Source organism: Stenotrophomonas sp. YJH_SMC_101-4, assembly GCF_059370395.1.
In genome coordinates this window covers 203,312-216,361 of record NZ_JCAFTP010000004.1, presented here as the reverse complement: position 1 = coordinate 216,361, position 13,050 = coordinate 203,312, and the positions used below count along the sequence as shown (strand labels likewise).

The 13,050-nt window shown below is 67.8% G+C and carries 9 protein-coding genes; 4 read left to right on the top strand and 5 right to left on the bottom strand.

Annotated features, from left to right (window positions below):
* Positions 1–158: 158 nt before the first annotated feature.
* Positions 159–902, top strand: a complete 744-nt coding sequence (locus AC5P8D_RS15255; protein ID WP_495203462.1) for a DUF3011 domain-containing protein — start codon at positions 159–161, stop codon at positions 900–902.
* A 76-nt stretch (positions 903–978) separates the two neighbouring features.
* Here the strand turns inward: AC5P8D_RS15255 and AC5P8D_RS15250 are convergent, their stop codons facing one another.
* From AC5P8D_RS15250 to blaL2, 3 genes are all read right to left on the bottom strand, one after another.
* Positions 979–1,623, bottom strand: coding sequence for a hypothetical protein (locus AC5P8D_RS15250; protein ID WP_099560250.1), 645 nt, complete (start codon positions 1,621–1,623; stop codon positions 979–981).
* Between the two features lie 55 nt (positions 1,624–1,678).
* Positions 1,679–2,893, bottom strand: a complete 1,215-nt coding sequence (locus AC5P8D_RS15245) for a cation:proton antiporter (protein ID WP_010481576.1) — start codon at positions 2,891–2,893, stop codon at positions 1,679–1,681.
* 85 nt (positions 2,894–2,978) lie between these two features.
* Complete coding sequence (gene blaL2, locus AC5P8D_RS15240) at positions 2,979–3,890, bottom strand: L2 family extended-spectrum class A beta-lactamase (protein ID WP_495203461.1); 912 nt, start codon at positions 3,888–3,890, stop codon at positions 2,979–2,981.
* 175 nt (positions 3,891–4,065) lie between these two features.
* Here blaL2 and ampR point away from each other — a divergent pair, with 175 nt between their 5' ends.
* A complete protein-coding gene (ampR, locus tag AC5P8D_RS15235; RefSeq protein ID WP_495203460.1) occupies positions 4,066–4,929 on the top strand; it encodes a LysR family transcriptional regulator AmpR in 864 nt (287 codons plus the stop codon).
* Between the two features lie 91 nt (positions 4,930–5,020).
* Here ampR and AC5P8D_RS15230 read toward each other — a convergent pair whose 3' ends face one another.
* Positions 5,021–6,886 (bottom strand): ABC-F family ATP-binding cassette domain-containing protein, encoded by a 1,866-nt coding sequence (locus AC5P8D_RS15230; protein ID WP_043400521.1) that lies wholly within the window; start codon positions 6,884–6,886, stop codon positions 5,021–5,023.
* Between the two features lie 334 nt (positions 6,887–7,220).
* Between AC5P8D_RS15230 and AC5P8D_RS15225 the strand changes: the two genes are divergently transcribed.
* Both AC5P8D_RS15225 and ybaL read left to right on the top strand, forming a co-directional pair.
* Complete coding sequence (locus tag AC5P8D_RS15225) at positions 7,221–9,608, top strand: TonB-dependent receptor plug domain-containing protein (RefSeq protein WP_495203459.1); 2,388 nt, start codon at positions 7,221–7,223, stop codon at positions 9,606–9,608.
* Positions 9,609–9,766: 158 nt separating this feature from the next.
* Positions 9,767–11,464 (top strand): YbaL family putative K(+) efflux transporter, encoded by a 1,698-nt coding sequence (ybaL, locus tag AC5P8D_RS15220; protein WP_071306415.1) that lies wholly within the window; start codon positions 9,767–9,769, stop codon positions 11,462–11,464.
* 275 nt (positions 11,465–11,739) lie between these two features.
* On the opposite strand, the gene AC5P8D_RS15215 is transcribed toward ybaL, so the two are convergent.
* The gene (locus tag AC5P8D_RS15215; protein WP_495203458.1) at positions 11,740–13,026 is read right to left on the bottom strand and encodes an O-acetylhomoserine aminocarboxypropyltransferase/cysteine synthase family protein; all 1,287 of its coding nucleotides are present in this window, start codon (positions 13,024–13,026) and stop codon (positions 11,740–11,742) included.
* Between the last annotated feature and the right edge of the window lie 24 nt (positions 13,027–13,050).

Sequence of the window (13,050 nt, the reverse complement as noted above, 5' to 3'; positions counted from 1 at the left end):
GGGGGGAAGCTCCGCTGGAGAACGCCGGCACCGGATGGGGGCCGGAAAGCCTCGTATTCTGCGGCCGAGGCCCCGGCCGGGGCAAATCCGGCCAGTCACACCGGCTTGATCGCCCCCCTCCCTATAGTCGGGCACCTGCCACCGTATGGGATGCCGCCATGAAACCGCTGTCCCTGGCCAGCCTGGCCGTAACCCTCAGCCTGGGTGCCCTGGGTACCCTTGCCCTGCCCGCCCCTTCCGCGCATGCGCAGAGCGGCGTGGTCCGCTGCGAAAGCCAGAACAACCGCGAACGGGTCTGCAACACCGGCTGGCGCAATGCGCAGCTGGTGCGCCAGCTGTCCGGCTCGGACTGTGATGAAGGACGAACCTGGGGCGGCCGTAACGGCAGCATCTGGGTCACCAACGGCTGCCGAGCGGAGTTCGTCGAGGCCCGCGGTGGCTGGGGCGGCGGCAATGGCGGTGGCTGGGGCGGCAACAACGGCCGGCCCGGCGAGACCATCCGCTGCGAGAGCCAGAACAACCGTGAGCGCAGCTGCCCGGTCGGCTGGCGCAATGCCCGCCTGGTCCGCCAGCTGTCTGGCAGCCCCTGCAACGAAGGGCGTACCTGGGGCGTGCGCAATGGCGCGGTCTGGGTCAGTGGCGGTTGCCGTGCCGAATTCGCCGAAGCCCGTGGCTGGGGCGGTGGCGGCGGTGGCTGGGGCGGCGGAAACAGCAATTACACGGTGACCTGCAGCAGCAACAACAACCGCTCGCAGACCTGCGACTGGGATGAGCGCCAGGGCCGCCCGGTGCTGCAGCAGCAGCTGTCCGGCAGTGCCTGCCAGGAAGGCCGCAGCTGGGGCTACTCGCGTGGCCAGGTGTGGGTGAGCAACGGCTGCCGGGCACGTTTCGGCACGCGGTGAGGGGTAGCGCCGGGCCATGCCCGGCGAGCGCAGTGGCGCGGTCAACTGCAGAAAACCCGCCGGGCACGGCCCGGCGCTACCGGGCTGGCTGCGCGGCCTCATCACCCCAAGGCGGCGGCGGCAGGTCGACCGGCTTGCTCAGATCGAACTGCACGCGGAAGCGGCGGCCGTCCGGGCGCGTCAGCTCGTAGACGAACGTCTGGTCGGGATCGATTTCCATCGCCCAGGTGTTGTGCGTGGAGGCCAGCATGTCGGCGCGGCGGAACATCGCCACCGAATCGGCATCGGCCGGGAACTGCTGGCGCTCGGCAGTGCCCGGCGGCGTGCTATCGCCACCGTACAGGGTGATCGCGTCGGGGCTGCCGTCTTCGTGGCGATGGTCGTGCTTCAGGCGCAGCCCGTTCGGCGTGCGGGTCAGCACCCACGTGCGCGAGTGGTCATCCCCCACGTGGAACGGGATGCGCAGCTCATGCGCCGGGTCGGCACAGCCGCGCACATGCATCACCAGGCGCTGCCCGGCGAACGGGTCCTTCCCTGTCGGCGCCGGCGTGTCCTCCACCACCTTGCCGGCGTAAGCCTGGCCGCAATGCGCGGCGATGGCGGCCATGAAGGCATCGGCCGGTGCGGTCGCCAGATCATGGGCGACCGTGTCGGAGCGCTGCGTACAGGCAGCAAGGCTGAGCAGGAGGACGGAAGCGGTGACGGCGGCAGGCAGTTTCATACCCCAACCCTAACGGCCATGGCCGAAGTGCGCAAACCGCACGCGCAGCATCCGCTCAGCGATCGAGGGCAGATGCCGCCGGCAGTGTTTCTGTGGCTGCCACCGGCGCGGCTTCGCCTTCACCCGCAGGTTCCTGCTCGACCGGATCGACATCGAACGGGGTACGGAACACCAGCGACGGCAGCAGCGTGGTCAACGCCGCATACAGCAACAGCGCGCCGAACAGCACCGCCGGGATCTGGAAGCGCTCGCGCATGATCGCCGCCAGCACCAGGGTGAAGATGAGGGTCGGAGCCAACGCCAGCGAGACCCGCAGGCTGCTGCGGAAGCTCTCGCCGAACATGACCCGGCGCTGCAGCCAGACCACGCCGATGCGCAGCGGCAGCACCACCAGGGTGATCACGATGCCCAGCCCCAGGGCCTCGAAGCTGAGCGCTTCGGCGGGCACCTTGGTGCCGGCGTTGAAGAAGTAGAACGGCACGAAGAACGAGGCGAACAGGCGCAGCGCATGCAGGTTCTCGTGCGAGGCCAGCAACGGCATGCGCTGGTGCAGCAGGCGCGCGACCAGCCCGGCGATGAACGCGCCGACCAGGTAGTACACGCCCAGCAGGTAGGTGATGTAGGCCGCGACCATGCCCACCATCACCAGCAGCGAGAATTCCGAGCCCGGCGCGTGCGGCGCCACCCAACGGCCCAGGCCGATGAACAGCAGCGGCAGGCCGACCATCATCGCCAGCAGGGCCAGGCTGGACAGCGCCATATGCCCCGGATCGCCCGCCTGCAGCACGATGAACAACGCCGCCAGCGCCAGCAGTTCGCCGGCGATGGCCTTGCTGGTCACCCAGAACCGCTCGTCCTCGCTCAGGCCCAGCCGCGACAGCGAATCCATGATGAAACCGGTGGAGGGCGTCAGCAGCGCCAGGGCCAGCAGGCCGGCAGCCTGCCAGGGCAATCCCGCGTAGCGCCAGGCCAGCCAGCCTACGCCGAACAGCGTGCCGGTACGGATCACCAGATGCGCCAGCAGCGGCCACATGCCACGGCGCAGCGCCTGCAGGTCCACTTCCAGGCCGGCGAACAGGAACAGCGAGGAAATCCCCAGCGTGGCCAGCAGGCCGATCACCGCATCGTGGGCCTGGTCGCCCAGCCAGAGCATGCCGATGATGCCGAACAGCAGGCAGGTCAGTGGTGCGGGCAGGCTGAAGCGCTGCAGCGCGCGCGGGATCACCAGCAGCGCGAAGATCAGCAGCAGGTAGATCAACTCATGGCTCATCGGGGTCTTCCGTGGGGTTCGAACGCGCGCAGGATGCGCGCGCCGAACCGATCCGGCAAGCCACGTTTGAATGACCCCGGTTACCTCACCCAATCAGTCGATCGGCGATCCGGCCCACCTGGGCCAGCACCAGGGCGCGCTGCTCATTGCTGATCGCGCCGGCCTGCAGATAGGCGGTCAGCACCCACGGTGCGCCGCCCGCGCGCGGCCACAACACGGCGATGTCGTTGCGCGCGTCCTCGCCATTGCTGCCGGTCTTGTCGCCAACGCGCCAGCGCTTGCCGAGGCCCGCGCGCAGGCAGGCGTCGCCGGTCTCGTTGTCGATCAGCCAGTCGGCCAGCTGCTGCCGCGATGCCGGCTGCAGCACTGTCCCCAGCACCACACGCTGCAGCGAACCAGCCATCGCCGCCGGTGTGGTGGTGTCGCGCGGGTCGCCTTCGGCGAAGCTGTTCATTTCCGGCTCCAGCCGGTCGCTGCGGCTGACCGCATCACCGCTGGCGCGCAGGAACGCGGTCACCGCCGGCGGGCCACCGACCACGCCGAACAACAGGTTGGCGGCGGTGTTGTCGCTGGTGATGATCGTGGCCCGGCACAGGTCGCGCACGGTCATATCCTTGCCGGCATGACGGCGGGTGACCGGTGCGTGCGAGAGCAGGTCGGCCTCGCGCACCGGTACGCGCCGGTCGAGCAGCGCGGGTGCGCGCTCGGCCTGGCTGAGCACGGTCGCGGCCAGCATGCTCTTGAAGGTGCTGCACATCGGGAAGCGCTCGTCCTGGCGATGGCCGACGCGGCGACTGCTTGCGGTATCGAGCAGGGTCACGCCCAAGCGTCCTGCGCAGGCCTTTTCCAGCGCGGCGAAATCACCGGCGGCGTTGATGGCGGCATCTGTGGGTGCGTTGGCGGCGGCCTTGCCCGCTGCACGTGCCAGCAACGGCAGGGCAAGCGAAGAAGCAACAGCGGCACCACTGAACTGCAGGAATCGGCGACGGGCGAGCATGCGGGGGTTCTCCTGGGGACCGTTCGATTATTGGAACCCACGGCCAGGACGACCAGCGCGAAAATTCAGCACAAGCCATTAGATTTATTGATGTCTATTGCATCAATCCCTGCGATTAGCGGCCTTCCCTGCCCAGGCGTTAGGATCAGCCATCATCCAGGCTCACGACTCGACGATGCTGCATCCCACCCTGCCACTGAACGCGCTGCGCGCCTTCGAGGCCGCCGCCCGCCACCAGAACTTCACCCGTGCCGCGCTGGAGCTGTGTGTCAGCCAGGCCGCGCTGAGCCACCAGATCCGTGGGCTGGAGGACCGGCTCGGCATCCGCCTGTTCCACCGACTGCCTCGCGGCGTGGCGCTCACCGACGAAGGCGCGGCGCTGTATCCGGTGCTCAACGAATCGTTCGAGCGCATCTCCGCCAGCATTGCGCGCTATACCGGCGGGCCGGCCCGTGAAGTGCTGACGCTGGGCGTGGTCGGCACCTTCGCCACCGGCTGGCTGCTGCCACGGCTGGCCGCATTCGAGGCCGCGCACCCGGACATCGAGCTGCGCCTGCAGACCCACAACAACCGCATCGACCTGGCCGGCGAAGGCCTGGACCTGGCCATCCGGTTTGGTGATGGCGATTGGCAGGGCCAGGCCTGCTCGGCGATCCTCGACGCGCCGTTCGCGCCGCTGTGCGCGCCGGCACTGGCGCGGCGGCTGAAACAGCCGCGCGACCTGGGCACGCTGCCGCTGCTGCGCTCCTACCGCAGCGACGAATGGCCGCGCTGGTTGCAGGCGGCAGGAGTGAGTGGCGTGGAAGCCCGCGGGCCGGTGTTTGATTCGTCATTGACAGTGGCGATGGCCGCGGTCGGCGGCGCCGGCGTGGCGCTGCTGCCGCTGCGCATGTTCGAGCAGGAGCTGGCCGAAGGTCGCCTGCTGCAGCCGTTCAGCACCACGCTGGAGCTGGGGCGCTACTGGCTGACACGATTGCGCTCGCGCGCCGAGCGTGAACCGGCGAAGCGATTCCGCGAATGGCTGCAGGCGCAGGGATGAAACGCAGGCGACGTGGGTAGCGCCGGGCCATGCCCGGCGGCTTTTGCGATCCGTTGCGCTCGCCGGGCATGGCCCGGCGCTACCCATGGCATCAGGACTCCAGCAGTTCCATCCAGGCCGCTTCGGCCTTTTCAAGCTGCGCGGCGGCGGTTTCGCGGTCACGGCCGATCACCGCCATGCGGGTGGCATCGGCGTAGTTGGCCGGGTCGGCCAACTGGCGGTCCAGCTCGGCCAGCGCGCCTTCCAGCTCGGCTACCTTGGCCTCGGCGGCGGCCAGCTTGTGCGGGTTCACCGGCTTTTTCTGCACTACCTGCGCCACCGGCGCGGTCTTGACCACCACCGGCTCTTCCACCTGCTCCATGCGGGCCTTGGTGCCCTGTGCCTGCGGGCGGGTACGCAGCCACGCGGCGTAGGCATCCAGATCGCCGTCGAACGGCTCGACCACGCCATCAGCCACGCGCCAATAGGTATCGCAGACCAGGCCGATCAGGTGGCGGTCATGCGAGACCATCACGATCGCGCCCTCGAAGGTGGCCAGTGCTTCGGCCAGCGCTTCGCGCATTTCCAGGTCAAGGTGGTTGGTCGGTTCGTCCAGCAGCAGCACGTTCGGCTGCTGCCAGGCGATCAGTGCCAGCGCCAGGCGTGCGCGCTCGCCACCGGAGAAACCATCGACCGGCTCGAACGCGCGGTCGCCCGGGAAATTCCACTTGCCAAGGAAATCGCGGAACGACTGGTTCGGCGCATCCGGGGCGATTTCGCGGAAGTGCTCCATCGGCGACTGGCCTTCGTGCAGCGACTCCACCGTGTGCTGGGCGAAGTAGCCGATCTTCAGGTCCGGGTGCGCCATGCGCTCGCCCACGATCGGTGCCAGTTCGCCCACCAGGGTTTTCACCAGGGTGGTTTTACCCGCACCGTTCGGGCCGAGCAGGCCGATGCGCTGGCCCGCTTCCAGGCCGAAGCCGACGTTGTGCAGGATCACCGCATCCTTGCCGTAACCGGCCTCGACGTGGTTCAGGCGAATCAATGAGAACGGCAGCTTGGCCGGCGGCGCGAATTCGATGCGGAACTCGCGCTCGGCACGCACCGCTTCGGTACCGGCCAGCTTGGCCAGGCGCTTCATGCGGCTCTGCGCCTGCGCGGCCTTGCTGGCCTGCGCCTTGAAGCGGTCGATGAAGCTCTGCAGGTGGGCGCGCTCGGCCTGTTCCTTCTCGTGCGCGATCTGCTGCTGGCGCAGCTGTTCGGCGCGCTGGCGCTCGAAGTCGGTGTAGCCGCCCGGGTAGAGCTTGGCGCCGCCACCGTGCAGGTGCAGGGTGTGCGTGGCCACGTTGTCGAGGAACTCGCGGTCATGCGAGATCAGCAGCAGGGTGCCCGGGTACTTCAGCAGCCACTGCTCCAGCCAATACACCGCGTCCAGATCCAGGTGGTTGGTCGGTTCGTCCAGCAGCAGCAGGTCACTGGGCATCATCAGCGCGCGGGCCAGGTTCAGGCGAACGCGCCAGCCGCCGGAGAACGAGGACACCGCGCGATGGTGGGTCTCGGCCGGGAAGCCGAGGCCATGCAGCAGCTTGCCGGCGCGCGCTTCGGCGTCGTAGGCATTGAGCTCGGCCATCTTCGTGTGGGCTTCGGCCACCGCTTCCCAGTCTTCACGGGCGGTGGCCTCGGCCTCGGCGGCCAGCACCGCGGCCACTTCGATGTCGCCGCCCAGCACGAAGCTCAGCGCCGGGTCGGGCAGCGACGGGGTTTCCTGGGCAACGCTGGCGATGCGCACCTTGCCGGGCAGATCGACATCGCCCTTGTCCGCCTCCAGCTCGCCCTTCACCGCCGCGAACAGGCTGGACTTGCCAGCACCGTTGCGGCCGACCACACCCACCCGGTAACCGGCGTGCAGGGTCAGGTCGACATTGGACAACAGCAGCCGCTCGCCGCGGCGCAAGGCGAAATTACGAAGGGAGATCATCGGGGGAGGCGTCCATATAACCGAATGGAATGTGCTGGTGAGCACTGTTCCTGCGACGCAATTCTAGCGTTAACGAATACTTGACGCGCCCCGGGATGCGCAGCGGCCGACGTTTCTCTCTCCCACGTCCTCGCCGCGCGCCTCCCGGGCCCCTCCCCGCAAGCTCCGATCCAGGCTAAATGGTTGCTTCTGCAACGTTTTTCCCGATGACCGGCATTTGACAGCCACTGAATATCCCGTTAATTCCTGCTTTGCGCACCGCAACAACCGCCGTCCACCTCACCCCCGTGATGTCGATTCCGGTGCCGCCCCCGCCAACCGGAGCCCCATCCCGATGACCCGCAAGACCAGCCTGATCGCCGCCGCCGTCGCTGTCGCACTCGGTGGCTCTCCGTTCGTTGCCGCTGCCCAGCAGGCCGGCACCGCCGCCAACACCCTGGACACGGTGATCGTCACCGGCACCCGCGTGGCCGACCGCACGGTGGCCGAATCGCAATCGCCGATCGACATCATTACCCCCGAAGCACTGCAGTCCACCGGCACCAGTGAACTGGCCACCGCGCTGTCGCGCGCGCTGCCCTCGCTGAACTTCCCGCGCCCGGCCCTGACCGATGGCACCAGTGGCGTGCGCCCGGCGCAGCTGCGCGGCCTGTCGCCGGACCAGGTGCTGGTGCTGGTCAACGGCAAGCGCCGCCATACCTCGGCGATGATCAACGTCAACGGCAGCATCGGCCGTGGCTCGTCCGCCGTGGACATCAACGCGATCCCGATCGCCGCCATCGAGCGCGTGGAAGTGCTGCGTGACGGTGCGTCGGCACAGTACGGCTCGGACGCCATTGCAGGCGTCATCAACATCGTGCTCAAGGGCAGCGGCAGTGGCGGCAGCCTGGCGGTGGACTACGGCCAGTACTCGGCCGGTGACGGCAACAAGTACCAGCTCTCCGGCGATACCGGCGTCGAGTTCGGCAACGGCCGTGGCCGCGTGCACGTGGCCGGCCAGATCAGCCAGCAGGACGAAAGCAACCGCGCCGGCCCATACCGCGGCACCACGCCGAACACCGGTAACTTCCCGAGCATCGGCCAGAAGACCTTCATCGTCGGCGACCCGCGCGTGGATGCGACCGCGGCATCGGCCAACGCGAGCTTCGACTTCAGCGACCACGTGACCGGCTACGCCAGCGCGCTGCTGAGCAACCGCGACATCACCTCGTTCGCGTTCTACCGTTCGCGCAACCACAACGGGCAGAGCGCGCTGCTGGCGCAGACCTACCCGGACGGCTTCGTGCCGGAGATCAACCAGTACTCCAAGGACCGCTCGCTGGTGGCCGGGGTCAAGGGCAACACCGACAACGGCTGGACCTGGGACCTGAGCCTGAACCACGGCGAGAACACTCTGGACTTCCACACCCGCAACAGCATCAACTACAGCCTCGGCGCGACCAGCCCGCGCTCGTTCTACGACGGCACGCTGAAGTACCAGCAGGACATCTTCAATGCCGATCTGACCAAGTCGCTGGACTGGGGCCTGGCCTACCCTGTCACGCTGTCCTTCGGCGGTGAGTACCGCAAGGAGAAGTGGGACCAGAACCCGGGCGAACTGAACTCGTACACCGGCAGCGGCGCGCAGGGCTTCGCGGGCTTCACCCCGACCAATGAAGTGCATGCCGACCGCCACAACTACGCGGTCTATGCAGGCCTGGAAGCGGACCTGACCGAGAAGTTCTCGGCGGGCATCACCGGCCGCTACGAGGACTACTCGGACTTCGGCGACCGCTTCTCCGGCAAGCTGTCGGCGCGCTACGCGTTCACCGACAAGGTCGCGCTGCGCGCTACCGCGTCCAGTGGCTTCCGCGCACCGTCGCTGGCGCAGCAGGGTTACCAGGCCGTCACCAGCCAGTTCCTCAATGGCGTGTTCGTTGAACGCGGCACCTTCCCGACCACCAGCCCGGCCGCGCAGGCGCTGGGCGCCTCGCCGTTGAAGGCCGAAACCTCCACCTCCTACAGCCTGGGCCTGGTGCTGCAGCCGGTCGACCGCCTGTACATCACCGTCGATGCGTACCAGATCGACATTGATGACCGCATCGCGCTGTCGTCCAGCATCACCACCAACGCGGCCACCAGCGCGCTGCTGGGCACCCTGGGCCTGCCGCAGGTGACCGCGTTCTCCTACTTCACCAACGGCCTGGATACGCGCACCCGTGGCGTCGACTTCGTGTCCAGCTATACGGTGCCGTTCAACGCCAGCAGCCTGGAATTGACCGCGGCTTACAGCTACAACGACACCGAAGTGCGCCGCATCGGCGGCACCCCGGCGGTGTTTGGCACGCTGGGCCTGACCCAGTCGCTGATCGGCCGTGATGAGATCGGCCGCATCGAGGACAGCTACCCGCGCGACAAGGCGATCCTGAGCGGCACCTGGCGTTCGGATCACTGGGAACTGGGCCTGGCCGCAACCCGCTACGGCAAGTTCACCGTGCGCAACTCGGCCACCGCGCTGCGCGACCAGACCTACGGCGATGCCTGGGTGGTGGATGCCTCGGCCAGCTACAAGCCGAGCAGCAACTGGACCCTGACCGTGGGCGCCGACAACCTGCTGGACAAGTACCCGGACCGCACCGAAGACCTGCAGAACTCCACCTTCGGCATGCTGCCGTACAGCAACTACTCGCCGTTCGGCTTCAACGGCGCGTATGTGTATGGGCGGGTCAAGTACACCTGGTAAGCGGTAGTGCCGGCCGCTGGCCGGCATTCCGTGGCGCGGGTGGGGTAGATCCCTTTTCCTGCAGGAAAAGGGATCTGACCCCATTTGCATTTAAGGTTTGCCGCATCTGGCGCATTAGGTGAAAATCGGGGCATTCCCCCGATTTCCTGCGAGTGCCGATGCACCATGACACCGACCTGATCAACATCGTTGCCGTTGGCCTGGGGCTCGCCTTCATCTTCGGCGCGCTGGCCAACAAGCTCCGCTTGTCCCCTCTGGTCGGTTACCTGGTTGCTGGCATCTGTGTAGGCCCGTTCACCCCCGGCTTCGTCGCCGACCAGGCGCTGGCCAACCAGCTGGCCGAGCTGGGCGTGATGCTGCTGATGTTCGGCGTCGGCCTGCACTTCTCGCTGAAGGACCTGATGGCGGTCAAGGCCATCGCCATCCCCGGTGCCATCGGCCAGATCGCGGTGGCCACCCTGCTCGGCTGGGGCGTGGCCTCGCTGATGGGCTGGCCCGCCATCCATGGCGTCATCTTCGGTTTCTCACTGGCCACCGCCAGTACCGTGGTGCTGCTGCGGGCGATGGAGGAACGCCGCCTGCTGGAGACCATGCGCGGCAAGATCGCGGTCGGCTGGCTGATCGTGGAAGACCTGGCCTGTGTGCTGGCACTGGTGATGATGCCGGTGATGGCCGGTGTGTTCGGTCCCGACGCGGCCAAGGAATCACATTCGCTGGGCAGCGTGCTGGCCGACATCGGCTGGACCTTCGTGCAGCTGGGCCTGTTCGTGGCGGTGATGCTGGTGGTCGGCCGCCGGGTCATCCCGTGGATCCTCGAGCGCATCGCAGGTACCGGCTCGCGCGAGCTGTTCACCCTGTCGGTGCTGGCGATCGCGCTGGGCGTGGCATTCGGCTCGGCCATGTTGTTCGGCGTCTCCTTCGCGCTGGGCGCGTTCTTCGCCGGTATGCTGCTCAACGAATCGGAGCTCAGCCACAAGGCCGCGACCGATTCGCTGCCGCTGCGAGATGCGTTCGCGGTGCTGTTCTTCGTCTCGGTCGGCATGCTGTTCGACCCCAACATCCTCGTCCAGCACCCGTGGCAGGTGCTGGCCACGGTGCTGATCATCATGTTCGGCAAATCGGCCGCGGCGTTCTTCATCGTGCGTGCGTTCGGCCATCCGACCAGCACCGCGCTGACCATCTCGGCCAGCCTGGCGCAGATCGGCGAGTTCGCCTTCATCATCGCCGGCCTCGGCGTCGCCCTGCAGATCCTGCCGAAGGAAGGCCAGTCGCTGGTGCTGGCCGGTGCGCTGGTGTCGATCATGCTCAACCCGCTGGTATTCGGGCTGCTGGACCGTTGGCAGGCCAAGCAGGAGCAGTCACCCCAGGCCGCCGAGCCCGAAGAGGCCACCGGTCCCTCACGTGACCTGCATGACCACGCCATCGTGATTGGTTATGGCCGCGTGGGCAGCGAACTGGCCCAGGTGCTGCGCGACCGTGGCGTGCCGGTGCTGGTGATCGATGACAACAAGGAGCACGTCGAGCAGGCGCACGCCAAGGGCCTGGCGGCGATCCGCGGCAGCGCCGCCGCCGACCGGGTGCTGGCCGAGGCCCATCCGGAGCGCGCGAAGATTGCGGTGCTGGCGATTCCGCAGCCGCTGGAAGCCGGTGAGGCGCTGGCCAAGCTGCGGGCGATCAACCCGGACCTGACCCTGCTGGCGCGCGCACACAGCGATGCGGAAGTGAAGCATCTGCTGGAGCACGGTGCCGATGGCACGGTGATGGCCGAACGTGAGCTGGCGTATTCGCTGGCGGAGATGATCATGTCCACGCCGCCGTACCGGAATCTGGGGCAGCACAGCATTCCGGTGGTGTGAGGGGTGTGGGTGCGGCAGGGCTTGCAGCCCTGCACCTGCCGAGGCAACGGCAAAAGCAAAGGCTGACTATCCGTGGGATGGCGGGGTGGGTCCCCGCTGCTGTTGGTGGGTGTCGACCTTGGTCGACACGGCGGCGCAAAAAAATCCCCGGTCGACCCGCATCGACCGGGGATCTGGATCGCCACGTTGCCATGCCTTGGAGAGGCAGTTCCACCGTAGCGCATCGCGGTGCCGGTGGTGATCGCCTGTGGCGATGACGACCAAGCGCGTGGCTATCAGGCGCCGGCCAGGGCCTGTTCCAGGTCGGCGCGCAGGTCGCCGATGTGCTCGATGCCGATCGACAGCCGCACGGTGTCCTCGCTGACGCCAGCCTTGGCCAGTTCGGCGGCATCCAGCTGGCGATGGGTGGTGGAGGCCGGATGGGTGGCCAGCGACTTCGCATCACCCAGGTTGACCAGGCGGGTGAACAGCTTCAGCGCATCAAGGAAGCGCGCGCCGGCTTCACGGCCGCCGGGCAGGCCGAAGGTCAGTACGCCCGAGCCGTGGCCACCGAGGTAGCGCTGCGCGGCGGCATGCTCGGGGTCGTCGGCCAACCCGGCGTAACGCACCCAGGCGACCTTGGCGTGCGCCTTCAGGTACTGCGCGACGGCCAATGCATTGGCGTTGATGCGCTCCATGCGCAGGGCCAGGGTCTCGATGCCCTGCAGGATCAGGAACGCGTTGAACGGCGACAACGCGGCGCCGGTATTGCGCAGCGGCACCACCCGCGCGCGGCCGATGTAGGCCGCTGGCCCCAGTGCTTCGGTATAGACCACGCCGTGGTAGCTCGGATCGGGCTGGTTGAGGCGTGCGAAGCGTTTGGGCTGCGCGGCCCAGTCGAAGCGGCCGGAATCGATGATCGCGCCGCCGAGGCTGGTGCCGTGGCCGCCCAGGTACTTGGTCAGCGAATGCACCACGATGTCGGCGCCGTGCTCGAACGGGCGCAGCAGGAACGGGGTGGCTACGGTGTTGTCGACGATCAGCGGCACGCCAGCCGCGTGAGCGACTTCGGCGATGGCGGCGATGTCGGTGACATTACCGCGCGGATTGCCGATCGATTCGACGAACACCGCCTTGGTGCGTTCGTCGATCAGGTCGGCAAACGCCGCTGGATCGGCCGGGTCGGCGAAGCGCGCCTGGATGCCGTACTGCGGCAGCGTGTGGGCCAGCAGGTTGAGGCTGCCGCCATACAGCGCGCTGGAGGCGACGATGTTGTCACCGGCCTCGGCGATGGTCTGGATCGCGTAGGTGATCGCGGCCTGCCCCGAGGCCAGTGCCAGCGCGCCGATGCCACCTTCCAGCGCGGCCAGGCGCTGCTCCAGCACGTCGGTAGTGGGGTTCATGATGCGGGTGTAGATGTTGCCGGGCACCTTCAGGTCGAACAGGTCGGCGCCGTGCTGGGTGTCATCGAAGGCATACGCCACCGTCTGGTAGATCGGCACCGCCACCGCGCGGGTAGTCGGGTCGGAACGGTAGCCGCCGTGCACGGCCAGGGTTTCCAGTTGCCACTGCGGGTCGCTCATTGCACCAGGCTCCATCCGGGGAAA

Bases quoted from the DNA above. Each gene is read 5' to 3' on its own strand.
- AC5P8D_RS15255 (WP_495203462.1), top strand. From the start codon at position 159: ATGAAACCGCTGTCCCTGGCCAGCCTGGCCGTAACCCTCAGCCTGGGT.
- AC5P8D_RS15250 (WP_099560250.1), bottom strand. From the start codon at position 1,623: ATGAAACTGCCTGCCGCCGTCACCGCTTCCGTCCTCCTGCTCAGCCTT.
- AC5P8D_RS15245 (WP_010481576.1), bottom strand. From the start codon at position 2,893: ATGAGCCATGAGTTGATCTACCTGCTGCTGATCTTCGCGCTGCTGGTG.
- blaL2 (WP_495203461.1), bottom strand. From the start codon at position 3,890: ATGCTCGCCCGTCGCCGATTCCTGCAGTTCAGTGGTGCCGCTGTTGCT.
- ampR (WP_495203460.1), top strand. From the start codon at position 4,066: ATGCTGCATCCCACCCTGCCACTGAACGCGCTGCGCGCCTTCGAGGCC.
- AC5P8D_RS15230 (WP_043400521.1), bottom strand. From the start codon at position 6,886: ATGATCTCCCTTCGTAATTTCGCCTTGCGCCGCGGCGAGCGGCTGCTG.
- AC5P8D_RS15225 (WP_495203459.1), top strand. From the start codon at position 7,221: ATGACCCGCAAGACCAGCCTGATCGCCGCCGCCGTCGCTGTCGCACTC.
- ybaL (WP_071306415.1), top strand. From the start codon at position 9,767: ATGCACCATGACACCGACCTGATCAACATCGTTGCCGTTGGCCTGGGG.
- AC5P8D_RS15215 (WP_495203458.1), bottom strand. From the start codon at position 13,026: ATGAGCGACCCGCAGTGGCAACTGGAAACCCTGGCCGTGCACGGCGGC.